Below are 21,025 nucleotides of genomic sequence, written 5' to 3' on the forward strand. Positions count from 1 at the left end.
CTGGCCGCCTACTTGGCTCTTGTCCCATTTGGCTCGTTCCCATGATGAACGAGCGGCTTTCCTAAATACCTGCGAGCTCGCCGACATGGTCGGCAATCGCCAGCGACGATGTCAGTCCCGGCGATTCAATTCCAAACAGATTGATCAGCCCTGCAACGCCGTGATCGCTGGGGCCCTGAATCAGAAAGTCCTGCGTCGCCACGGCGGGCGGTACGATCTTGGGGCGCATGCCGGAATAGGCCGGCATCAGCGCACCATCGGGCAGCGTCGGCCAATATCTGCGGATCGCCGGATAAAACCGCTCGGCCCGTGCCGGATCCACCGCATAGTCGATATGATCGACCCATTCTACGTCGGGACCGAAACGGGCCTGTCCCGCCAGATCTAGCGTCAGGTGCACGCCGAGGCCGCCGGGCTCCGGCACCGGATAGATCAATCGCGCAAACGGCGCCCGGACGCTGCAGCTGAAGTAGTTGCCCTTGGCCAGATAGGCCGGCGGAATCAGCGCGAGCGGCATGCCGTCGATCATGCGCGCCACCGCGGGTGCATTCAGCCCGGCCGCATTGACGAGCAGCCGGCAGCCGAGGATCATCGGCTGGTCGCCGCCGGCATCGAGCTCGATCTGGTCTGCATCGGCCTTGGCCCGCAGCAGCGGCGTGTGAAAGGCAAATGCGGCTCCTGCGGCTTCTGCTTCGCCGCGCAGCGACAGCATGTAGGCGTGACTGTCGATGATGCCCGTCGATGGCGACAGCAGCGCGGCCGCGCAGGCGAGCGCAGGTTCGAGGGCGCGTGCCGCATCCCCTGACAGCAACTGCAGGTCGTCGACCCCATTGGCCGCCGCGTGCGCGCGAATGCCTTGCAGTTTGTCGGTTTCGTTCGCGGTCGTCGCTACGATCAGCTTGCCGCAATTGCGGTAGGGAATGCCGTGCTCGTCGCAATAGCGATAGAGCAAGCGCTTGCCTTGGACGCAGAAGCGCGCCATCAGGCTGCCGGCCTTGTAGTAGATGCCGGCATGGATCACCTCGCTATTGCGCGAGGAGGTGACGGTGCCGATGTCCTCGGCCGCCTCCAGGACCACGACCTCGCGGCCGGCCTTTGCCAATCGCCGGGCAATCGCGAGGCCAACGACACCGGCGCCGATAACGACGCAGTCGACCTTATCCATGGTGTGACCGCCGCTGCATAGTTAGCAAATTCGCGGGTCTGCACGCCGCAGTTGCGGGGCAAAGGCGGAGCGGCGATCCTGATTTTAACGAGGCATTCATCATCATTGGTCAAAGGCGGACGTCGGCGCTGCCGTTTTCGCGAAGCGCGAGAAGCCGTTTACCCGATCCAAACGCGTCCGACCAGAGATTGTGCTCCCGAAATCCGCGGGTGATCGATGGCTGGCAACAATTGGCAGGCAGGCGGCAAGAATCTGATTCCTGCGCAGGCCATTGCGGGCTTCGCTGCAGTTGCGATGTCGCTCGCGCCTGTGCGGAGCCTGGCTGCGAACGTCCCGCAGCAACGTGCCTTCGGCGATCTCGATGCAAACGTGCTCTGGGAAATGCTCATCGGAGGCCTTGTCGTCTGCGCGTTTCTCGCCTCTGTCCTGCTGTGGGTCCATTCGGCGCTGCGCCGTTACAAGCGCGAACAGTTGCATCGCGACGCATTCGTCAGTTCCGCGCTGAACAATCTCAGCCAGGGCATCATGATGACCGATGCGGCCAACCGCATCGTCTTCTACAATGATCGCTTCTTGGACATCTATGGCCTGAGCCGCGCCGACATTCCGCGCGGCTCGACCGGCCGCGAACTCGCCGAGCTTCGGCGCAAGCGCGGCTTGCTCAACCTGTCGATCCAGGAATACGCCCGTCGGGCGCGCGAACCGGAGGGCTACGTCACCGAGCTGCCGGATGGCCGCGCGGTGGTGGCGAAACTGTTTCATCTGCCGGATGGCGGTTCGATCGGAGTTCACGAGGATTGCACCGAGCGGCGCAGGCTGGAGCGGGAGCTCGCCTCGACCAAGCAGTTCCTGGAATCGGTGCTGGACCACGTGCCGGTCTGCGTAGCCGCCAAGAACATCGACGACGGCCGCTATATCTTCGCCAACCGCGCCTTCGAGAAATTCTCGGGCCTGCCTCGCGAGCGAATCACGGGCCGGCGCGCCAGCGAGTTGTTCTCACCCGAAACGGCTGCGAATATCGAGGCCGCAGACCGCGCTGCATTGCTTGCGTCCAGCGAGGCCTACCGCAGCGAGCTGATGATCCGGCGCGGCGAGGAACGGCGCATCCTCGCCTCCAATCGCGTCATCGCGCGCAACGAGAAGAACGAACCGCAGTTCCTGATCGCGCTGCTCGACGACGACACCGAGCGCCGCGCCTTGAGCTACGAGCTCGAAAACGCCAAGAGGTTCCTCGAGCTCGTGGTCGACAACATCCCGGTTTCGCTGATCGTCGAGCGCGTCAGCGACGGCCGCTATCTGCTTGCCAACCGCAGCGCGGAGATGATCCTCAATCGCCGGCGCGAGGACGTCACCGGGCTGACCACCGCCGACATCTTCAATCCGCGGGAGGCCAAGCTGATCATCGCCCGCGATGAGGCCGCGATCAAGAAGCGCAGCCTGATCACCGAGGAGCACCCGATTTCGACCAAGGACGGCCTGCGCCTGTTCCTGACAAGGCGGATGATCGTCAACGGCGACAATGACGAGCCGCAATATCTGATCAAGACCTACGAAGACGTGACCGACCGTCGCCAGACCGAGTCGCGGATGGCCCACATGGCCTATCATGACGGCCTGACCGACCTGCCCAACCGGGCCGCCTTCCTGCAGGCGCTCAGTCAGATGATCGAAGCGTGCGGGGCGACCTGCGAGGAGTTCGCGGTTCTCAACGTCGACCTCAAGGGGCTGAAGGAGGTCAATGACGTCTTCGGCCATGCGATCGGCGACAAGCTCCTGATCGAGGTTGCGCATCGGGTCCAGGACGCCGCACGGGGCGGGGTCGTGGCGCGGCTGTCGGGCGACGAGTTCGGCTTGATCATCGACGGCAAGCAGCCCGAGGCCGGGCAGCGGCTGGCCGAGCAGCTGGCGCAAGCCATCGCCATCGAGTTCCAGATCGACGGCAAGTCGATCCGCACCGCGCTGACGACGGGCATCTCGGTGTTTCCGCACAATGGCTCGGATCCTGCCTCGCTGCTCGCCAATGCCGGTGCGGCCCTGTTCCGTGCCAAGGCCAAGTCGCGCGGAAGCATCACCTTCTACGAGCCCGAAATGGATCAGCAGATCCGCGATCGTCGCGTGCTGCACCAGGAGCTCTCGGTCGCGATCAAGAACGGCGAACTGTCGCTGTATTTCCAGCCGCAGGCGAGTTCCGGCCGCACGGTGGACGCCAGCGAGATCATCGGCTTCGAGGCGCTTGCCCGCTGGCAGCACCCGCAGCGCGGCTTCGTTCCGCCGAGCGATTTCATCCCGCTGGCCGAGGAAAGCGGCCTGATCGTCGAGATGGGCGAATGGATTCTGCGCGAGGCCTGCCGCGAGGCGGCGTCCTGGCCCAAGCCGCTGCAGGTCGCCGTCAACCTGTCGCCGGCGCAATTCGTTCACGGCGATCTGGTCGGGCTTGTGCACTCGATCCTGATCGAGACCGGTCTCACGCCGGACCGGCTGGAGCTCGAAATCACCGAAGGCGTGCTGATCGAGGATTTCGATCGCGGTCTCGGCCTGCTGCGACGGCTGAAGGCGCTCGGGGTGCGGATCTCGATGGACGATTTCGGTAGCGGTTATTCCTCTTTGAGCTATCTGCAGGCGTTCCCGTTCGACAAGATCAAGATCGACCGTGCCTTCGTCATGAATCTCGGACGCACCCCGCAGTCCGCCGCGATCGTGCGCGCGGTGATCGATCTCGGTCACGGCATGAACATGCTGATCGTGGCCGAAGGGGTCGAGACGCCGGAGCAGCTCGGGTTCCTGGCCGAGGAAGGCTGCGACTCCGTTCAGGGCTATCTCCTGGGCAAGCCGCTGCCGATCGAGAAATATGATGCGCTGGTCGGCCGCAATGATGCCAATGTCATGGAGTCAGTGCGCAAGACCGGTTAGGTAAAGCGCGCACCATTTCGGCGCGCTTCGGCACATTCGCGCATGACGGATTACGATCTGGCGGTCATCGGTGGCGGGCTGAACGGCGCAAGCCTGGCGCGCGATGCCGCCGGCCGCGGGCTGCGCGTGATTCTCATCGAGCAGGGCGATCTCGGCGCTGCGGCCTCCTCGGCGAGCTCGAGGCTGGTCCACGGCGATCTTGCCATGCTGGAGCGCCGCGGCTTGCTCCGGGTCCGCGCGGCGCTGTCCGAACGCGACATCTGGCTCGATATCGCGCCGCATCTGGTGCGGCCGATCCGGTTTGCTGTTCCCGCGCACGCCAATGAGCGTCCGCCCTGGCGCCTGCGCGCCGGGTTGTGGCTTTACGATCGGCTGGGCTCCCACAGTCGCCTGCCGGCCGCAACGACCCTGGACGTCACGCACCACCCGATCGGCAATGCGCTGCAGCGCCCGATCGGCACCGCCTTCGAATATTCCGATTGCCTGGTGGACGATTCGCGCCTGGTCGTGCTGACGGCGCTCGATGCGGCGGAGCGGGGCGCCGCCATCTGCACCGGCGCCCGGTGCGTGCGCGCTGATCGCGATCGGATCTGGCGGCTCGCGGTGATCGATCGCGGCTACCGGCGCATCCTGACCGCGCGTGCGCTCGCCAACGCCACCGGCGCCTGGAGCGCGTCCACCGCAGAAACAGTGTTGCGCCAGCCCTCGCCACGGCTCGTCGCGCGGCAGGTGAGCCAGATCGTCGTGCCGCGCCTGTTCGATGTCGATACCGTCTACGTGTTCCAGAATCCGGATGGGCAGCTGATCTTCGCCAGTCCCTATGCGCGGGATTTCACGCTGGTCGGCACGGTCTCCCATGCCTTCAAGGGCGACCCCGCGGTGGTCGCGGTGCCGGCCGTGGATGTCGCCTATCTCTGCACGGCCGTGAACCGCTACTTCCGGGCGGAGATCCAGCCCGTCGACGTGATCAGGACCGTGTCGGGTGCCAACATGGTGTTCGCGCGCGACGGTGGTCGCGCGCCGGCGGCCAGTATGATGGACTTTGATGCCGGCCGGAGCCGGGCGCCGCTGCTGACCCTCTCGGGCGGTGATGTCACCACCGTCAGGCGTCGTGCTGAACGCGCCATCGACCGGCTCTCGCGGGTTTGTCCGATGGCGCCGCGCTGGACGGCGCGGAGGCCGCTGCCGGGCGGAGATTTTGCCTGGGACCGCTTCGACGAGCAGGTCGAGCTCGCGCGCGAGCGCTGGCGCTTTCTGACCGAGGCAGAGGCGCAGCGTCTGGTTGGCGCCTATGGCTCCCGGCTCGCCGACATATTGGGCGAGGCCAAGAGCCGCACCGATCTCGGTCGGAGCTTCGGGGCGGAGCTCACGGAAGCCGAAGTGCGCTATCTCATGGCCAAGGAATGGGCACGGTTCGCCGACGATATCCTCTGGCGCCGCACCAAGCTCGGTCTGACGATGACGCCGGCGGAGCGGGACGCGCTGGCGGCCTTCATGGGAGGCGCAGCCTCAGGGCAGGCTGTGGGCGTCCTGGACGTCCTGGGCGATCGGAGAGGGGATAGCGCGACGACGCCGGTTGAGCCGTGGCCGATCCGTCGTTAGCTTGCGGCGGGCATCGCAACGCTTATCGGGACATGGCTGAGGACATCGCGAATACGGAGATCGCCGCGGAGCCGGCCAAGCCCTTGCCCTTGCCGGATCCGATCATGCCGCTGCTGCGCATGGAGGGCGTCGTCAAGGCGTTCGGCGGTTTTCGCGCGGTCGATGGCGTTTCGCTCGAGATCCACGCCGGCGAGTTTTTTGCGCTGCTCGGCCCGAGCGGCTGCGGCAAGACCACGCTGCTGCGGATGCTGGCCGGCTTCGAGACCCCGGACGAGGGACGTATCCTGCTCGGCGGCGAGGATATCGCGCAGGCGCTGCCGCATCAGCGTCCCGTCAACATGATGTTCCAGAACTACGCGCTGTTTCCACATTTGTCGGTCTACGACAACATCGCCTTCGGTTTGAGACGGGCCGGCATGGCGCGGCGCGAGATCGCCTCGCGCGTGGCGGAGATGGTCGCGCTGGTCAGGCTGGAGGGGCTGGAGAAGCGCAAGCCCGACCAGCTCTCCGGCGGCCAGAAGCAGCGCGTGGCGCTGGCGCGGTCGCTGGCACGGCGGCCGCAAGTGCTGCTGCTCGATGAGCCGATGGCCGCGCTCGACAAGAAGCTGCGCGAGAGCACGCAAGTGGAGCTGATGGAGTTGCAGCGCCGGCTCGGCATGACCTTCATCATCGTCACCCACGACCAGGACGAGGCGATGACGGTTGCAAACCGGATCGGCGTGATGGACGCCGGCCGGTTGGAGCAGGTGGCGACGCCGCGGCGCCTCTATGAAGAGCCGGCCTCGCGCTGGATCGCGGAGTTCGTCGGCGACGTCAACCTGTTCGAGGGCGAGGTGAAGGGGCACGAGCCGCATCGGTTGACGATCGCGACGCGCAATGCCGGCGAGCTCGTCGCCGCCGCGCCGCTGATGCCGCTCGCCGAGTCGGCTGTTGCGGTCGCGATCCGGCCCGAGAAAGTGCGGCTGGCGCGACGCGGGCCCGCGACCGACGCGCTGACCGCCCATGCGATCAACCGCATGGAGGGCGTCATCACCGAGGCCAATTATCTCGGCGGCACCACGGTCTACAAGGTCAAGCTCGACAGCGGCGCTGTGCTGCGCGCGGCAGCGGCCAACACCGCGCGGCTCGACGTCGATGGCTATGGCGTCAGCCATCGCGTGGTGGCGTGGTTTACGCCTGACGACTGCGTGGTGCTGGAACGATGAGCGCGCGCCGCACCTTTGCCCGTCCGGCGCGGCTGGCCGCGATCGCACCTTACGTCTGGATGGCGCTGTTCTTCCTGGTGCCGTTCGGCTTCATCGTGAAGATCAGCCTGTCGCAGACGGTGATCGCGCAGCCGCCCTACGCGCCGGTGTTTTCCGTGGCGGACGGTTGGACTGGGATCAGGGACGCTTTCGCCGCGCTGTCGGCGGATAATTTCCGCCTGCTGTTCTCGGACGATCTCTATCTGTTGTCTTATCTGCGCAGCCTGATGGTGGCAGCGACCTCCACCGCGATTCTGCTCGCGATCGGCTATCCCATCGCCTATGCCATGGCACGCCTGCCCAGGCGCTGGCAGGCAACCGCGATGCTGCTCGTCATCGTGCCGTTCTGGACCTCGTTCCTGATCCGCATCTATGCCTGGATCAACATCCTGCAGCACGATGGCCTGCTTAACCAGATCCTGCTCGCATTGCATCTGGTCTCCTCGCCCGTCGCGTGGCTCTCCACCGACACCGCGATGTATATCGGCATCGTCTATTCCTATCTGCCGTTCATGATCCTGCCGCTCTATGCGACGCTTGCGAAGCTGGAGCCTGCGCTGGAGGAAGCCGCCGCCGATCTCGGCGCGTCGCCGCGGGAAACCTTCTGGCTGGTGACGTTTCCGCTGTCGCTGCCCGGCGTCGGCGCCGGAATATTGCTCTGCTTCATCCCGATCGTCGGCGAGTTCGTGATTCCCGATCTGCTCGCGGGCTCGCAATCCCTGATGATCGGCCAGACCCTGTGGCTGGAGTTCTTCACCAACAAGGACTGGCCGGTGGCTTCGAGCATCGCCGTGGTTCTGCTGGTCGTGCTGCTGCTGCCGCTGCTGCTCTACGACCGGCTGCAGCGCCGGCAGCTGGAGGAGGGCAGATGATGTTCTGTTTCCTCCCACTTGCGCCGCTCTGTTCCCTCCCCCCTTGTGGGGGAGGGATAGGGAGGGGGGTAGGCTACGAATACCGTGTCCGTGGTACCCCCACCCCCACCCCCAACCCCTCCCCGCAAGGGGGAGGGGAGCGCACTGGAGTCGTGTGATGGCTCCGAAACTCATCCGCCTGTCCCGCTTCAACATCGCTGCGCTGTCGCTCGGGCTCGCCTTCCTCTATCTGCCGATTCTGATCCTGGTGATCTATTCCTTCAACGCCTCGCGGCTGGTCACGGTGTGGGGCGGCTGGTCGCTGCGCTGGTATCACGAGTTCTTCAACGATGACGCGATGATCGATGCGGCCTGGATGAGCCTGCGGGTGGGCGCGACCTCCGCCACGATTGCCACCGTGCTCGGGACGCTCGCCGCAGTCGCGCTGTCGCGCGGGCAAGGCTTTCGCGGCAGGACGCTGTTTTCCGGCATGCTCTATGCGCCGCTGGTGATGCCCGAGGTGATCACCGGATTGTCGCTGCTGCTGCTGTTCGTCGCGCTGAATGCCGAACGCGGGTTCTGGACGGTGACGATCGCGCATACCACGCTGACGATGTGCTTCGTCGCCGTGGTCGTGCAGTCGCGGCTGGTCGCGCTGGACAGAAGCGTCGAGGAGGCCGCGATGGACCTCGGCTGCGACCCGTTCCGCGCCTTCGCGCTGGTCACCTTGCCGTTGATCGCGCCGGCGGTCGCGGCCGGCTGGATGCTGGCCTTTACACTCTCGCTCGATGATCTCGTGATCGCGAGCTTCACCACCGGGCCCGGCTCGGCGACGTTGCCGATCCGGATCTATTCGGAGGTGCGGCTCGGGGTGAAGCCGGAGATCAACGCGATCTGCACGCTGGTCATCGGCGTGATCGCGGTCGTGATCGTGGTGGCCTCGCTGGCCTCAAAATTGTCGAGCGAGCGTGGCGAGAGCGCCGCGCCGTTGTAGATGTCGTCGTCCTTCAGAAAGAACTGAACAGCTCCGCGGCCGTTGCCGCCACATGGCGGTGGATCGCGCCCCGATCCACCGAGGGTGGGTCGACGCAGCAGGTCGGATCGGCGCGGCGTCCGGCCTCGGTGCTCTCGGGCAGGAACACGTAGTGCCCGGCCTCTTCGGCGACGATATCGAGGGTGCTGTCGGGCAATCGTCGATGCAGCCAGCGCGCCGTCGGTGCGAGGACGTCAGCGCCGCCGACCATGATGTGAGTCGGCACGGCGATCGAGGCGATGCTTTCGTCGGAAAAGCATTGCGCGGAACGGCCGGGCGCCAGCAGCAACGCCGCCTTGATGCGGGGATCGCGATAGGATTGCGACATCCGTGCCCAGGACTCGCGGAAGATGCGGCTCTTCTCGAGCAGGCGCGGCAGGTGGTCGACGAGGTCCGGGAATTCGCGCGGGCCGCGGCCGAGATTGGCGCCCGGCTCGAACGGCGAGCGCACCATGACCGCACCGAGCAGGGACGTTGCCGTCGCACCGCCGAGAGAATAGCCGACGGCGACGATGTGATCGGGATCGACAGCTCCGGCGAACTCAGGGATTGTCCCGATCCGATCGAGCAGCAGGGTGATGTCGCGCGCACGCTCCCACGAGCACAGGAAGCCTTCGGCGCGATAGGGCTCGGCGTTGGTGTTGCCGTGATGATCGACGGCAACCGCGATGAAGCCGCGGCTCGCCAGATCGCGCGCCAGCCATTCCTGTTGCAAGCCGTTGCCGCCGGTGCCGTGCGAGAACACCGCGAGTGGATAACGTCCGTCCCTGAGAGGCGCATCGAGCGCGGCCCTGCCGGCCTTGAACCAGCCTTGCGGCAGCGGAGCCATCGGCAATTCCGCTTCGGCTGCAGCGTCCGGGGCCGGATACCACGCCGCCCAGTTCACGGGCCGGGGCGCGTCGCCGTCCCAGTTCGGCCGTGCCGGATCCTCGAAGCGGCCGCGCGCAAATCCAATCAGCATCTGTCCATCACGACTTCACCGCGCCTGCGGTCAATCCGCCCACCATGTAGCGCCTGAAGACATAATAGACCGCAGCCGGCGGCAGCGCATAAATGAAGCCGGTGGTCATCAGAAGCTCCCAGGGCGAATCGTCGGCAGCAAGGAAGTTGCCGAGCGCGACCGGAAGGGTGATGTCCTTGTCGTTCGACAGGAGCAGGAAGGCGTAGAGATATTCGTTCCAGGCGAGCAGCACCGCGTAGGTGCCGATCGCAACCAGCGAGGGCATCATCAACGGCAGATAGACCAGGCGGAAGATCTGCAGCGGACTCGCGCCGTCCATGACTGCGGCCTCGTCGAGTTCGACCGGCAGCTTGTCGGAAGCCTGTTTCAGCACCCAGATCGCGTAGGGCGAGGCGATGGTTACCATCGCGAGGATCAGCGACCAGTGCGTGTTGAGCAGTCCGTATTTGCCCATGGTTCGATACATCGGCACCGCGAGGAATGCGGCGGGGATGAAATAGGTGAACAGCGCCAGATTCATCACCATCCGGCTGCCGGGCACCCGCAGCCGCGAGATTGCGAACGCTGCGGAGGTGGCAATCACCAGCGTCAGCGCGCCGACCGCGGCTGCGATCAGCACGGAATTGCCGAATTGCAGCCAGAAGTCGCGCAGGAAATAATGCTGCTGGTGGAATACGATCGAGAAGTTGTGCAGGGTCGGATGATCCGGCCACAGCTTGCCGGAAAACGCGTCCTCCTTCGGCGAGATCGCGAACAGGAACATGTGATAGATCGGAACCATGGTCCAGATGAAGACCGGGATGCCGATCAGGAGCAGGCCGGCCTCATTGCCGATTTCGCGTAAGGTCGGGAGCTTCATCGCGACAGCCGTTTCATCATGAAATAAACCAGGGGCAGCACCAGGGGCAGCGCGCAGACGATGGAGGCCATCGCGAGGCTGAGCTGGTCGAGCCGGAGATAGCGGATGCCGAGCGTGGACAGCACATGGGTGAGGTCGGCCGGCCCGCCGCCGGTCAAGAGATAGACGCTGTTGAAGTCACCGAGCGTCCAGATCATCGAGAGCAGCGTGCAGGTGATGTACAGCGTCTGCATCGATGGCCAGGTGACGTAGCGGAATTTCTGCCACCAGGTGGCGCCGTCGACATCGGCGGCCTCGAACAGATCGTGCGAGATCGCAAGCCGCCCGGTCATCAGGATCAAGGTCCAGAACGGCAGCGACTTCCAGATGTGGACGCCGATCGCCATCGACAGCGCCACGGTCGGATCGTTCAGCCAGTTCGGCCCGTCATCGCCGGTGAACTGGAAGATCAGCTGATTGATGACGCCCCATTCGGGGTTGAGCATGAAGCGCACCGACAGGATGGTCGGGATCGACGGCACGGCCCAGGGCAGGATGAAGATCACGGAAAGCCATCTGATCCAGCCGCGCTGCTGCACGAAGAAGCCGGAGAGGAACAGCGCGATCAGCATCTTCAGATTGATGCCGATGACCAGGAAGATCAGCGTGTTGATCGCGGCGCGCGCGAAGATCGGATCGTTGTAGAGCGCGACATAGCTGGCCGGATGCCGCGCCAGCCAGAGGCCGTAGCCGACCGGATAGACTACGAAGGCGAGGAATACGAGCAGATAAGGCGCGAGCATCACGATGCCCCAGACCTGCGGGGACGTCAGCCGGGGCGGGCGTGGGGCGACCGCTATCGCCTGGTCCGATGCTGAGAGTGTGATCGCCATATCGTCTCTTTCTAACGGTGACGCTGCTGCAGTGGCGGTGTCGTCCCGGCGAACGCCGGGACCCATACGCCGCGGCAGGTGCTGTTGAAAGGCGGCGTCAACGACGTCCTTTCCTCATCACGGCGGCCGGCGGTTATGGGTCCCCGCTTTCGCGGGGACGACACCAGTGTTCGGGCGGCCATTCTGCCTAGCCTGCAACTTCCTTGATCCGCGCGATCAGCTCGTCCACGGCCTTGTCGACCGGCACCTTCTCGCTGACCACGCGGTTCATCGCCTTGGCCCAGACGTTCTCGTTGTTGAGGATCGTGAACTTGTAGTTCTTGGTGAAGTCGAACGGCGTCGTGCCGCCGGTGAACTGGGCATAAACCGCCTTGCGGTGACGGTCGGCCTGCCAGAACGGGCTCTTCTGGCCGGCGAGCGTGACCGGGAACCAGCGGCCGAGCGCGCCTTCGACATAGGGCCCGAGATTTTCTTCCTGCATCAGGAATTTAATGAACTGCTTGCCTTGTTCCTTGTGCTTGGCGTTGGCGAAGATCAGACCCGTCTTGACGTCGGAGCGGTATTTGATCGGCGTGCCGTCCGGCTTGTTGGGGAAGGACGCGGTGATGATGTCCTCCTCATAGGCCTTCTTGCCGGCGGCGCGCTGCTCGGGCGTCAGTGCCGGGTTGGTGGAGTCCTCGAACCATTTCGCCGCGATCGAGATCGTGAAATTGTGGGTCATCACGATCGTCTTGTTGTGGAAGGCGACGTTGTTGTCAGGGTCCTTCCAGGTGGTCGACGAGGGCGGGGTGCAGCCCTTGATGTAGGTGTCGGTGTAGTCCTTGAGCGCGTGGATCAAGCCGTCGCGCACCTTGGGATCATCGACCAGCAGCTTGCCTTCGTCATCGACCAGCTTGACGTTATAGGCGTCCATGAAGGTGTAGAACGATTGAAAGGAGTCGGTCGACTCGACGCCCATCGGCTGGCCGACGCCGTAGATGCGCTCGCGGGTGGCCTTGCGGACCGCGGGTTGCACCTTGTCGCACCAGAACGACCAATAATCCTCCCATTTGGTCGGAATGTCGCTCTGCTTGAACCCGGCCTTCTGCAGCATGTCGCCCCAGATCTGCACATGCATGCTCTGCTGCTTCAGCGGGAAGCCGTAATAGGCCTTCTTCTTGGTGACGTTGTTGTAGAGATAGGTGGTCTCGATTGTGTTGGGCGCGAACTCCGCCTTCATCGGCACGAGAATGTCGCTGAGATCTTCCAGCTTGCCCTCATAGGCCCACTTGCCCTGCGCCTGCACGTCGTAAGTGTCCGAGTAGGCGACGTCGGGCACGGTGCCGGAATCGAGCGCCGCCACCGTCTTCGGGATCATGTCCTGGATCGCATATTGCGACAGCTCGACCTTGATCCCGGTCTTGGCCTCGAATTTCTTGACGACGTTCAAGAGCGCATCGTCTTCGGACTTGTAGAAGCCCTTGCCCCACCAGACGGTGATGGTGTCCTGTGCGACGGCTGGTGCTGCAGCGCAAAACAGCCCGGCAACTGCAGCCGCGAGCGAAAGCGCCCCCATTCCTCTGGATCTCACGTGTCTCTCCCTGTTCCGCCGATCTTGTGGTCGGTCGCAGGAAGACTAGCGCAGTGCGAAGGTGCGATCCAGTTGCATGTTGTCAGACATAGGTCGCGGTTCGTTGGTCCGCGGACTTGACCCGCGCGACACTGAGCCGCACGCGACACGTGAGCAGAGGATCGTTCTCTAATTCGACTTGCTTTGGTCGTTGTTGCGGTCGTTGCTGCCCTGAGCCTCAGGCGAAGACGGCGCGGGCGTCTCCTGCGGCGTCGGCCGCAAGCCTCCACCAGTAAAATGTTCGAGCACGCCGCGGATGGTGTCGCGGGTCTTGCGGTCCTTCACCGCATCGAGCAGCGGTGCAGCCGCCGGGGCGCGGCGGATCAGGCTCTCCGGATCCGGGAAGATCAGCGGGTCTTCCCACGGCCCCTGCACCACGAAGGGCAATTCGAAGCTGTTGCCGCCATTGGCGGGCGCAGGCAGGCTCGCGACGCCCTTGAAGTCGTATTCCCGCGTCGGCACCGATGCCGTGCCTGTCATGGTGATGCGCGCGGTCGGCCCCTCGACGCGGATATCTTCGGCGGTGGCGATGCCGTCGGCGAATTTGACCGCGATCGTGAGATTGTCATAGGGCGTCGCGCCGCTGCGGAAATTGCCGCTGCCCGACAGAGGCCGTCGCTCCAGCCGTTTCAGCAATTGCTCCACGTTGAAGCCGGAGATCGCGCCATCGTGCCCCTGCAAGGTGGCCGTGCCGTCGAGCGACTGCGCAAGCCCGAACGGGCTCGAGCCCGATGCGGTCAGCGAGACGTTGAGATTGCCGTGGCCGGACAGCGACGAGACGCCGAACAATTCGCTGGCGCAGCCCTGCAGGTCGACGTCGCTGAACTGCAATTCCGCCTTGACGTCGGCCATGGTGTCGGCGCGCGCAACGCCGAACGATCCGCGGATCATGCCGCCGCACATCTGCGCTTCGCCGACCGACAGCGCGAGCACGCCGTTGCGCAAATTCGCCCCGAATGCGGTACGTCCGAGTTTCGACGGTCCCACCGTGACCCGCGCCGCCGACAGGCGCATATCGAGATCGGTGGTCGAGAGCGCCTTCAGGTCGAACAGCTGCCGGTTCCAGTCGCGCGCGCCGTTCGCGAGCAGACGGAAGGTCGAGATGTAAGGCGTAAAGTCGAGCGCGTCCGCGGCCAGTGTCGCCTGCAAGGTCTGCCGGCCGTTGTTCGCATAGGTCATCACGCCTTCGGCGGAATTGCCATCGAGCTCGACATTGACGTTGGTCAGCGCGATCGAGGCGCCCACCACATTGGCCCGTGCACGGAGCGCAAAGCGGCCGAAGCCGCTGCCGCCGAGCGGCGTCTGTCCGGTCCAGCGCAGCGCCTCGCGCAGCGAGGGGCTGTCGACGGTGAGCGTGCCTTCCATCAGGGCGCTGGTGCGGTTGGCGATGGTGCCATCGAACGCGACCTTCAGCGGCGGACTGGCCAGCCGCATCTTCAGGCCCGAGCGGTCGCCCGAGAGCGCGGCGAGGAAGTCGCTCACGCTGATCGCGCCTTCGATGCGTTGGCCTCGCCAATCGAACTGCCCGGTCGCGGCAAAGGAGCGCGAGATCGACGGCCAGGCCAGCGACAGGTCGATGTCATCGAGCTGTTCCGAGGCGTGCGTGCCGCCGTTCTCATAGGCCAGCGTGCCGTCCTGGATGCGGATCTCGGAGAACGACATCTGGCTCTCGGAGCCGGGTCGCATCGTGCGCGTGATCGTCTGGATGAAGGGCGTCCAGTTGCTGCTGCCGTCCGCGTCGTGAACGACGTTGATATGCGGGCGCAACATCATGAGGTCGGCGATTTCGAAGCGCTGCAACAGCAGCGGCAGCAGCCGCAGATTGGCTGTCAGCACATCGACACGGAGTGCGGGGTCTCCGCTGCCGCCGCCCTTCAACCCGACATCGTGGAAGGAGACGTAGCTGCCCGGAAAAACCGAGATGTCGATATTCCCGTTGACCACGAGCTCCAGCCCGGTCACGGCCCGGATCTGCGCCTCCACCGCCCGGCGCAGCATGTCGCGATTGATGAGCCAGGAGCTGGTGACCATGCCGATCAGCGCCAGCCCGAGCAGCGCCGCAATCGGCGTGCCGAGGCGCCTCATTCCTTGGGCCATGGTCACGGACATTTCTGGATTATCGTCGGATCGCTGTTTCAGGACGATGGGCAGGGCGCGCCGAAACCCGTGCCAACATCAACAACTTGATCGGATTTCTTGACCCTTTCAAGGCCGCGCCTTGGATGTGACCGGATTGCGGCGATCGTTCAAGGTGCAGCGTTCCGTATATCCACCGTCGCGCAAGGTGGCAAAACGTTGCAGCGGGTCTGACGCGCGGGAGGGCGTCATTGACGCATCGCGAAGAATTCGCCTAATAATCTGGATTATCCGGCGCGCTGGGCCGTGCTTTGCTTTCCACAGGTCATTTCCATGAACAAGGTCTATCCCGACGCCAAAACGGCCCTCGCCGGCCTTCTCAAGGACGGCATGACCATCATGTCGGGGGGCTTCGGTCTTTGCGGCATCGCCGAGACCTTGTCGGACGCCATCCGCGACTCCGGGGTCAAGAATTTGACCGTGATCTCCAACAATGCGGGCGTCGACGGCATCGGCCTGAGCCGTCTGCTGGAGACGCGGCAGATCAAGAAGATGATCTCGTCCTATGTCGGCGAGAACAAGCTGTTCGCCCAGCAATATCTGGCCGGCGAGCTGGAACTGGAGTTTTGCCCGCAGGGAACCCTCGCCGAGCGCATCCGCGCCGGTGGCGCAGGGATCCCCGCCTTCTTCACCAAGACCGGTGTCGGAACCCTGGTCGCTGAGGGCAAGGAAGTCCGCGAGTTCGACGGCGAGAAATACCTGATGGAGCGCGGCCTGTTCGCCGACCTTGCCATCGTGCACGCCTGGAAGGGCGACACCGCGGGCAATCTGGTTTACCGCAAGACCGCGCGCAATTTTAACCCGATGATGGCGACCGCGGCGAAAGTGACGGTGGCGGAGGTCGAGCATCTCCTGCCGGCAGGCCAGATCGATCCGGACCACATCCATACGCCCGGTATTTTCGTCAAGCGCATCGTTCAGGTCGGGACTGCGTTGAAGCGCATCGAGCAGCGCACCGTGCGCAAGCGCGAGACCGCCGCCGCAACCGGAGAGGAAGTCTGATGGCCTGGACCAGAGAGCAGATGGCGGCGCGCGCCGCCAAGGAGCTGCGTGACGGCTTTTACGTCAATCTCGGCATCGGCATTCCCACTTTGGTGTCGAACTACATCCCGCCCGGCGTCGATGTGGCGTTGCAGAGCGAGAACGGCATGCTCGGCATGGGGCCGTTCCCTTATGAGGGCGAGGAGGATCCCGACCTCATCAACGCCGGCAAGCAGACCGTCACCGAGTTGCCGATCACCAGCTATTTCTCCTCGGCTGACTCGTTCGCCATGGTGCGCGGCGGCCATATCGACCTGTCGATCCTCGGCGCCATGCAGGTCGCCCAGAACGGCGATCTCGCCAACTGGATGATCCCCGGCAAGATGGTCAAGGGTATGGGCGGCGCGATGGATCTCGTCGCCGGCGTCAAGCGCGTGGTGGTCGTCATGGAGCACAGCGCCAAGGACGGTCCGAAGCTCTTGAAGCAATGCACGCTGCCGCTGACCGGCGAGCGCGTCGTCGACATGGTGGTCACCGACCTCGCGGTGTTCACGATCGACAAGCACGGCAACGACGGCATGGCGTTGATCGAGCTCGCCGACGGCGTCACGCTCGATGAAGTGAAGGCCAAGACCGAGGCCGAGTTCCGCGTCGCGCTGACCAACACCTAGAACGTCCGCCAAGGAAGGTCCGCCAAGGAGTTCGCGTGTCAAAGGACAGACGCGCGCCTCTTCCCGGATATCCTGTGCGCCAGACTACGACGACCGGAGTGTTGCTTTGAGCCGGCTCGCCATCCGGTCCGTCCACGATGGCTGCTCGCGCACCAGGCGAAAGCCGAGATTGTTCGGCGGCGTCCCGGCGGCGCAGCCGCCGGCGCGGGCGTCGCGAATGAAGTCGGTGACATAGGCGCGATGCGCGCCTTCGGCGATCCGCACACCGCAATTCGCATAGCTCTTGATCGTGCGCCCTGCATCGTCCCGGACGTTGCGCGTGAAGCAGGTCGAGGTCCACTCCCAGACATTGCCGGCAAGATCGGCCAAGCCGTTTTCATTGACGCCGAAACTGCCGAACCTCTGGGGCTGCTGCCCTTCGGATGCGCCCTGTTCGCGCTCGTAGCGTTCGATCCAGCGCCGCGAGGGGTCTTGCGTGTCGACCGCAATGCCATCATCGCGGAAGCGACTGCCCGCCGCATAGGCCCATTCGGTATCGGTCGGCAGGCGATAGGTGTCGCCGGTCTTGCGTGAGAGCCAGGCGGCATAGGCCACCGCATCGTGCCAGCTCACCTGCACGGCCGGAAGGTCGATCGCGATGGCGACATCGCGGTCCAGGGCGCGACATGCGCGGTCATCGACGCAGGCCTGATAATCCGTGGCGCTGACCTCGGTCTTCATGATGGCGAAGGGCCGATCGAAGTGAATCGTCGTCAACGGCGCGTCGCTCTGCTGGCTCTTGCGGGTAAAGTCGCCGGACTCACGATAGGCCATGGTGCCGTGTGCGATCTCGACGAGCGCCGGTGCCGGATATCCGGCCTCCGCTGTGCTGTGCAGTCCGCCGGCCAGCGGCGCCAGCGCGAGGGGGCCGGCCAAGCCGGCCGCACATGCAAGCGCGAGTTTGATCTTGAAGGCGAGCAGCATGGCGGCCTCCGGGATGTTGAGTGCGACGGGGGGCCGGAGCCGGCCCCCGAATTTGGGTGTGAGTTGTGGCGCTCAGTTCGTGGCGCCGGTTGGAATTTCGGCGGGCGCCTTGACCTGGGTCATCAGGTCGTCGTTCCACTTGCCTTCGACCTTGAAGTGAGCGGTCGCGCCGAGGTCGGCGGCTTCGATCAGGTTATGCGTCACATAGGCGTAGATGCCGGGCTGCAGGAACTTGTACATCGCAGCTCCGGCCGAGCCGCCGCGGATGAACCAGGTCTCGAGCCCGGTCTCCGGCGGGTTGGAAAACTTGCCGGTCTCCCAGACGTAGTCGCCATGGCCGCCGATCAGATGCGGGCGGCTGTCGCGATTGGCCTGCGAATGCACGATCAGAACGTTGTCGCCGACATTGGCGGTCAGCGCGTTCTTGCCGGTCAGCGCGCCGACCTTGCCGTTGAAGACGACGTGGGTCGGGATCAGCTTGCGCATCACCTCTTCGGTGTCGGCGTAGGCGTCGCCCGGCGAGTCGTAGGATTTGAAATTGCCCTTCTCGTCCCGCGGAATGTAGAGGTCCTGTTCGCCGATGTAGTAGATCTTGTCGTAGTGCAAGGGATGGCCGTGGCCGTCGTTCAGTCCGTCGCGCGGCAGCACCATCACGGCGCCGTTCATGCCGGAGACGACATGCCAGGGAATCATCGGGCCGCCCGGCGCGCAGTGATAGACGAAGACGCCGGTGCGGGTCGCCTTCCAGCGCAGCACGACCTGTTCGCCGGGGTTGATCAGCGTGAGCGCGGCGCCGCCGAGCGCGCCGGTCGCGGAGTGGAAGTCGATGTTGTGCGGCATCGTGTTGGTCGCGGGATTGACCAGCGTCACCTCGACATAGTCGCCCTCGTGCACGACCATCAGCGGGCCCGGCATCGAGCCGTTGAAGGTCATCGCCTGCATGGTCGTGCCCTTCTCGTCGATCACCATCTTCTTTTCCTGGATCACGAGCTTGAACTCCATGATCTTCGGACCCTGCCTGGTTGCCTGTTCGTGCGGATGGACGAAGGGCGGCGCGACCAAATCCACTTTCTGGCGCGGCAGCTTGAGGTCGTCGGCGAAGGCGGGCGCGGCCAGCATCATCGTTGCAACGGCTGCGCTGAGGAGAGCGGCTCGGCGGGTCAACATGTGATCGCTCCTTGATCGGATCTGTTGTGGTGCCACGATCACCATGCGCCTGTTCGCCGCGAGCTTGTTTGTGCTGCAGCAATCTTCTGCGCATCTGCAGCAGACAATGCGCAGGGCTGAGCCATGCAACTAATTAGCAGAACGCTCGCCGTGCGGTGGCGCCGCCGAAGCAAAGCGCGAGGAGCAAACATCTACATGAGGACAGCTGGGACGCCGGCGGCGATCTAATTCGGCCAGCGAGCCGCGAGCAGGACGGCGCCGGTGAGCGCGGCGGCGAAAGCCGCCGTTGCGACGACCAAGCCGACGACGGTGCGGAGTGGTCCGCCGAAACCTCCGCCCGCGGCGGAATCGTCGCGGAAGGGTTCGAAGCGATCGGATTGTGGAATATGCCCGCGGATGCTGGTCAGGACAGCGAAGACCCGGATCAGCATTTCCAGACCGTGCATGTAGACCTCCGACTCGTCGATCGAGGCAACATAATGGCGCGAAATTCGACCCGCGACTTTGAGGAAGCTCAAAGTCCGCCGCGAAAATTGCAATTTAATTGCTCAGCACGGTACTGGCTTCCGGCCAAAGCGGCAGGAGCCATCCCGGATGCGGAACTTCGGAATACGGCGGTAGGTAGACATGAGGTCAGATCTGGCAGTCCATTACGGGCAGGAGCGTCTGCCCCGCTATACGAGCTACCCGACCGCGCCGCATTTCTCGCAAGCCGTCGGACCTGCCACTTATGCCGACTGGCTGCGGGCGATTCCGCCGCATGCCACGGCATCGCTCTATTTGCATGTCCCGTTCTGTCGGCAGATGTGCTGGTACTGCGGCTGTAACACCATGGTCGCCAAGCGCGACGAGCCGGTCTCGGTGTATGAGTCGGCACTCCGCTGCGAGGTCGACCTTGTGGCGCGCAAGATCGGCCGCAGGCTGCAAGTCGGCCATATTCACTTCGGCGGCGGCACGCCGACGATCATGGCCCCCGATTCATTCGTCGACCTGATCGGATTGCTGCGCCATGTCTTCTTCGTGCGGCCGTCGGCCGAGATTGCAGTTGAGATCGATCCGCGGACGCTGACCGTGCCGATGATCAAGGCGCTGTCGCTCGGGGGTGTCAACCGGGCAAGCCTCGGCGTGCAGAGCTTCGACCCCGTCGTGCAGCAGGCGATCAATCGCGTGCAGAGTTTCGAGCAGACTGCGGCAGTGACCGGCAGCCTGCGGAAGGCCGGAATCTCCGGCATCAATTTCGATCTGATCTATGGGCTGCCGCATCAGAACGTCGCATCCTGCCTGGATACGGTCCACCGCTGCGTGGACCTGCGTCCCGATCGCTTTTCGGTGTTCGGCTACGCGCATGTTCCTTCCTTCAAGAAACATCAGCGCATGATCGCGGAGGCGTGGCTGCCGGACAGCGCGCAGCGCTATGACCAGGCCTGCGCGATCGCGAATGCGTTGAAGGAAGCCGGTTACGTCCAGATCGGGCTCGACCATTTCGCGCTGCCCACGGATTCGATGACGATTGCTTTCAACGAAGGGCGGCTGCACCGCAATTTCCAGGGCTACACCACCGATAGCAGCGAGGTGCTGATCGGCTTCGGCGCTTCGGCGATCGGACAGTTGCCGCAGGGCTATGTGCAGAACCAGACGCAGGTCCGCGCCTATGAGGAAGCCATCGCCTCCGGCGGGTTTGCCACCGCAAAGGGTTATGCGCTGACCGACGACGACAGGCTGCGTGCCGATATCATCGAGCGGATCATGTGCGACTATGGCGTCGACCTCGAGACGGTCTGTGCGCGTCACGGCGCCGAGCCGGCCGCGATGCTGAAATCAGCGCCGCGGCTGCAAGAACTGCTCTCCGACGGTGTGGTCGAACTCCATGGCAAGACGCTCGCCGTTGCGGAAGGTTCCCGCTTCCTGGTGCGCAGCGTCGCCGCGGCATTCGATGCGCATCTCGATTCCTCCAAGCAGTTGCACAGCCGCGCGGTCTGATCGTCGCGTCCCGCCGCAATG

17 protein-coding genes are annotated in these 21,025 nt (G+C 64.5%); 8 read left to right on the plus strand and 9 right to left on the minus strand.

Annotation, left to right across the window (positions count from 1 at the left end; genetic code table 11):
• Positions 1-61: 61 nt before the first annotated feature.
• Positions 62-1,165 (minus strand): NAD(P)/FAD-dependent oxidoreductase, encoded by a 1,104-nt coding sequence (locus QX034_RS16290; RefSeq protein ID WP_315701539.1) that lies wholly within the window; start codon positions 1,163-1,165, stop codon positions 62-64.
• A gap of 216 nt (positions 1,166-1,381) precedes the next feature.
• Here QX034_RS16290 and QX034_RS16295 point away from each other — a divergent pair, with 216 nt between their 5' ends.
• The 5 genes from QX034_RS16295 to QX034_RS16315 all read left to right on the plus strand — a co-directional run bounded on the left by QX034_RS16295 (position 1,382) and on the right by QX034_RS16315 (position 8,766).
• On the plus strand, positions 1,382-4,075 hold the full coding sequence (locus QX034_RS16295) for an EAL domain-containing protein (protein ID WP_315701538.1): 2,694 nt from the start codon (positions 1,382-1,384) through the stop codon (positions 4,073-4,075).
• A 42-nt stretch (positions 4,076-4,117) separates the two neighbouring features.
• The gene (locus QX034_RS16300; RefSeq protein WP_315764152.1) at positions 4,118-5,677 is read left to right on the plus strand and encodes a glycerol-3-phosphate dehydrogenase; all 1,560 of its coding nucleotides are present in this window, start codon (positions 4,118-4,120) and stop codon (positions 5,675-5,677) included.
• Between the two features lie 32 nt (positions 5,678-5,709).
• Positions 5,710-6,882, plus strand: coding sequence for an ABC transporter ATP-binding protein (locus tag QX034_RS16305; RefSeq protein WP_315701536.1), 1,173 nt, complete (start codon positions 5,710-5,712; stop codon positions 6,880-6,882).
• Complete coding sequence (locus tag QX034_RS16310) at positions 6,879-7,793, plus strand: ABC transporter permease (protein WP_315764155.1); 915 nt, start codon at positions 6,879-6,881, stop codon at positions 7,791-7,793. The genes QX034_RS16305 and QX034_RS16310 overlap by 4 nt, the downstream gene beginning before the upstream one ends.
• 157 nt (positions 7,794-7,950) lie before the next feature.
• Positions 7,951-8,766 carry an ABC transporter permease gene (locus tag QX034_RS16315; RefSeq protein ID WP_315701534.1) on the plus strand — a complete coding sequence of 272 codons (816 nt, stop codon included), beginning with the start codon at positions 7,951-7,953 and terminating at the stop codon, positions 8,764-8,766.
• Between the two features lie 13 nt (positions 8,767-8,779).
• Here the strand turns inward: QX034_RS16315 and QX034_RS16320 are convergent, their stop codons facing one another.
• The 5 genes from QX034_RS16320 to QX034_RS16340 all read right to left on the minus strand — a co-directional run bounded on the left by QX034_RS16320 (position 8,780) and on the right by QX034_RS16340 (position 15,203).
• Positions 8,780-9,766, minus strand: coding sequence for an alpha/beta hydrolase family protein (locus QX034_RS16320; protein ID WP_315701533.1), 987 nt, complete (start codon positions 9,764-9,766; stop codon positions 8,780-8,782).
• Positions 9,767-9,773: 7 nt separating this feature from the next.
• Positions 9,774-10,625: a carbohydrate ABC transporter permease gene (locus QX034_RS16325; protein WP_315701532.1), complete on the minus strand. Its 852-nt coding sequence runs from the start codon at positions 10,623-10,625 to the stop codon at positions 9,774-9,776.
• Positions 10,622-11,497, minus strand: coding sequence for a sugar ABC transporter permease (locus QX034_RS16330; RefSeq protein WP_315701531.1), 876 nt, complete (start codon positions 11,495-11,497; stop codon positions 10,622-10,624). The genes QX034_RS16325 and QX034_RS16330 overlap by 4 nt, the downstream gene beginning before the upstream one ends.
• Before the next feature lie 187 nt (positions 11,498-11,684).
• Entirely contained in the window at positions 11,685-13,052 is a 1,368-nt protein-coding gene (locus tag QX034_RS16335) for an ABC transporter substrate-binding protein (protein WP_409977530.1), read from the minus strand.
• A gap of 183 nt (positions 13,053-13,235) precedes the next feature.
• Positions 13,236-15,203, minus strand: a complete 1,968-nt coding sequence (locus tag QX034_RS16340; RefSeq protein WP_315764549.1) for an AsmA family protein — start codon at positions 15,201-15,203, stop codon at positions 13,236-13,238.
• A gap of 312 nt (positions 15,204-15,515) precedes the next feature.
• Here QX034_RS16340 and QX034_RS16345 point away from each other — a divergent pair, with 312 nt between their 5' ends.
• Both QX034_RS16345 and QX034_RS16350 read left to right on the plus strand, forming a co-directional pair.
• Complete coding sequence (locus tag QX034_RS16345) at positions 15,516-16,244, plus strand: CoA transferase subunit A (RefSeq protein WP_315701527.1); 729 nt, start codon at positions 15,516-15,518, stop codon at positions 16,242-16,244.
• Entirely contained in the window at positions 16,244-16,894 is a 651-nt protein-coding gene (locus QX034_RS16350) for a CoA transferase subunit B (protein ID WP_315701526.1), read from the plus strand. The genes QX034_RS16345 and QX034_RS16350 overlap by 1 nt, the downstream gene beginning before the upstream one ends.
• An 84-nt stretch (positions 16,895-16,978) precedes the next feature.
• Here the strand turns inward: QX034_RS16350 and QX034_RS16355 are convergent, their stop codons facing one another.
• The 3 genes from QX034_RS16355 to QX034_RS16365 form a co-directional block, all read right to left on the minus strand.
• Positions 16,979-17,857: an SUMF1/EgtB/PvdO family nonheme iron enzyme gene (locus QX034_RS16355; protein WP_315701525.1), complete on the minus strand. Its 879-nt coding sequence runs from the start codon at positions 17,855-17,857 to the stop codon at positions 16,979-16,981.
• 72 nt (positions 17,858-17,929) lie between these two features.
• On the minus strand, positions 17,930-19,024 hold the full coding sequence (gene nirK / locus QX034_RS16360) for a copper-containing nitrite reductase (protein ID WP_315701524.1): 1,095 nt from the start codon (positions 19,022-19,024) through the stop codon (positions 17,930-17,932).
• A 224-nt stretch (positions 19,025-19,248) separates the two neighbouring features.
• Positions 19,249-19,470: a hypothetical protein gene (locus QX034_RS16365; protein ID WP_315701523.1), complete on the minus strand. Its 222-nt coding sequence runs from the start codon at positions 19,468-19,470 to the stop codon at positions 19,249-19,251.
• A 181-nt stretch (positions 19,471-19,651) separates the two neighbouring features.
• Between QX034_RS16365 and hemN the strand changes: the two genes are divergently transcribed.
• Complete coding sequence (hemN, locus tag QX034_RS16370; protein ID WP_315730140.1) at positions 19,652-21,004, plus strand: oxygen-independent coproporphyrinogen III oxidase; 1,353 nt, start codon at positions 19,652-19,654, stop codon at positions 21,002-21,004.
• Positions 21,005-21,025: the final 21 nt, after the last annotated feature.

Source organism: Bradyrhizobium sp. SZCCHNR3119, from assembly GCF_032487775.1.
In the GTDB taxonomy this organism is placed as follows: domain Bacteria; phylum Pseudomonadota; class Alphaproteobacteria; order Rhizobiales; family Xanthobacteraceae; genus Bradyrhizobium.

Bases quoted from the DNA above. Each gene is read 5' to 3' on its own strand.
- QX034_RS16310 (WP_315764155.1), top strand. From the start codon at position 6,879: ATGAGCGCGCGCCGCACCTTTGCCCGTCCGGCGCGGCTGGCCGCGATC.
- QX034_RS16355 (WP_315701525.1), bottom strand. From the start codon at position 17,857: ATGCTGCTCGCCTTCAAGATCAAACTCGCGCTTGCATGTGCGGCCGGC.
- QX034_RS16345 (WP_315701527.1), top strand. From the start codon at position 15,516: ATGAACAAGGTCTATCCCGACGCCAAAACGGCCCTCGCCGGCCTTCTC.
- QX034_RS16305 (WP_315701536.1), top strand. From the start codon at position 5,710: ATGGCTGAGGACATCGCGAATACGGAGATCGCCGCGGAGCCGGCCAAG.
- hemN (WP_315730140.1), top strand. From the start codon at position 19,652: ATGAGGTCAGATCTGGCAGTCCATTACGGGCAGGAGCGTCTGCCCCGC.
- QX034_RS16320 (WP_315701533.1), bottom strand. From the start codon at position 9,766: ATGCTGATTGGATTTGCGCGCGGCCGCTTCGAGGATCCGGCACGGCCG.
- nirK (WP_315701524.1), bottom strand. From the start codon at position 19,024: ATGTTGACCCGCCGAGCCGCTCTCCTCAGCGCAGCCGTTGCAACGATG.
- QX034_RS16340 (WP_315764549.1), bottom strand. From the start codon at position 15,203: ATGGCCCAAGGAATGAGGCGCCTCGGCACGCCGATTGCGGCGCTGCTC.
- QX034_RS16350 (WP_315701526.1), top strand. From the start codon at position 16,244: ATGGCCTGGACCAGAGAGCAGATGGCGGCGCGCGCCGCCAAGGAGCTG.
- QX034_RS16290 (WP_315701539.1), bottom strand. From the start codon at position 1,165: ATGGATAAGGTCGACTGCGTCGTTATCGGCGCCGGTGTCGTTGGCCTC.
- QX034_RS16315 (WP_315701534.1), top strand. From the start codon at position 7,951: ATGGCTCCGAAACTCATCCGCCTGTCCCGCTTCAACATCGCTGCGCTG.
- QX034_RS16365 (WP_315701523.1), bottom strand. From the start codon at position 19,470: ATGCACGGTCTGGAAATGCTGATCCGGGTCTTCGCTGTCCTGACCAGC.
- QX034_RS16335 (WP_409977530.1), bottom strand. From the start codon at position 13,052: ATGGGGGCGCTTTCGCTCGCGGCTGCAGTTGCCGGGCTGTTTTGCGCT.
- QX034_RS16330 (WP_315701531.1), bottom strand. From the start codon at position 11,497: ATGGCGATCACACTCTCAGCATCGGACCAGGCGATAGCGGTCGCCCCA.
- QX034_RS16295 (WP_315701538.1), top strand. From the start codon at position 1,382: ATGGCTGGCAACAATTGGCAGGCAGGCGGCAAGAATCTGATTCCTGCG.
- QX034_RS16300 (WP_315764152.1), top strand. From the start codon at position 4,118: ATGACGGATTACGATCTGGCGGTCATCGGTGGCGGGCTGAACGGCGCA.
- QX034_RS16325 (WP_315701532.1), bottom strand. From the start codon at position 10,625: ATGAAGCTCCCGACCTTACGCGAAATCGGCAATGAGGCCGGCCTGCTC.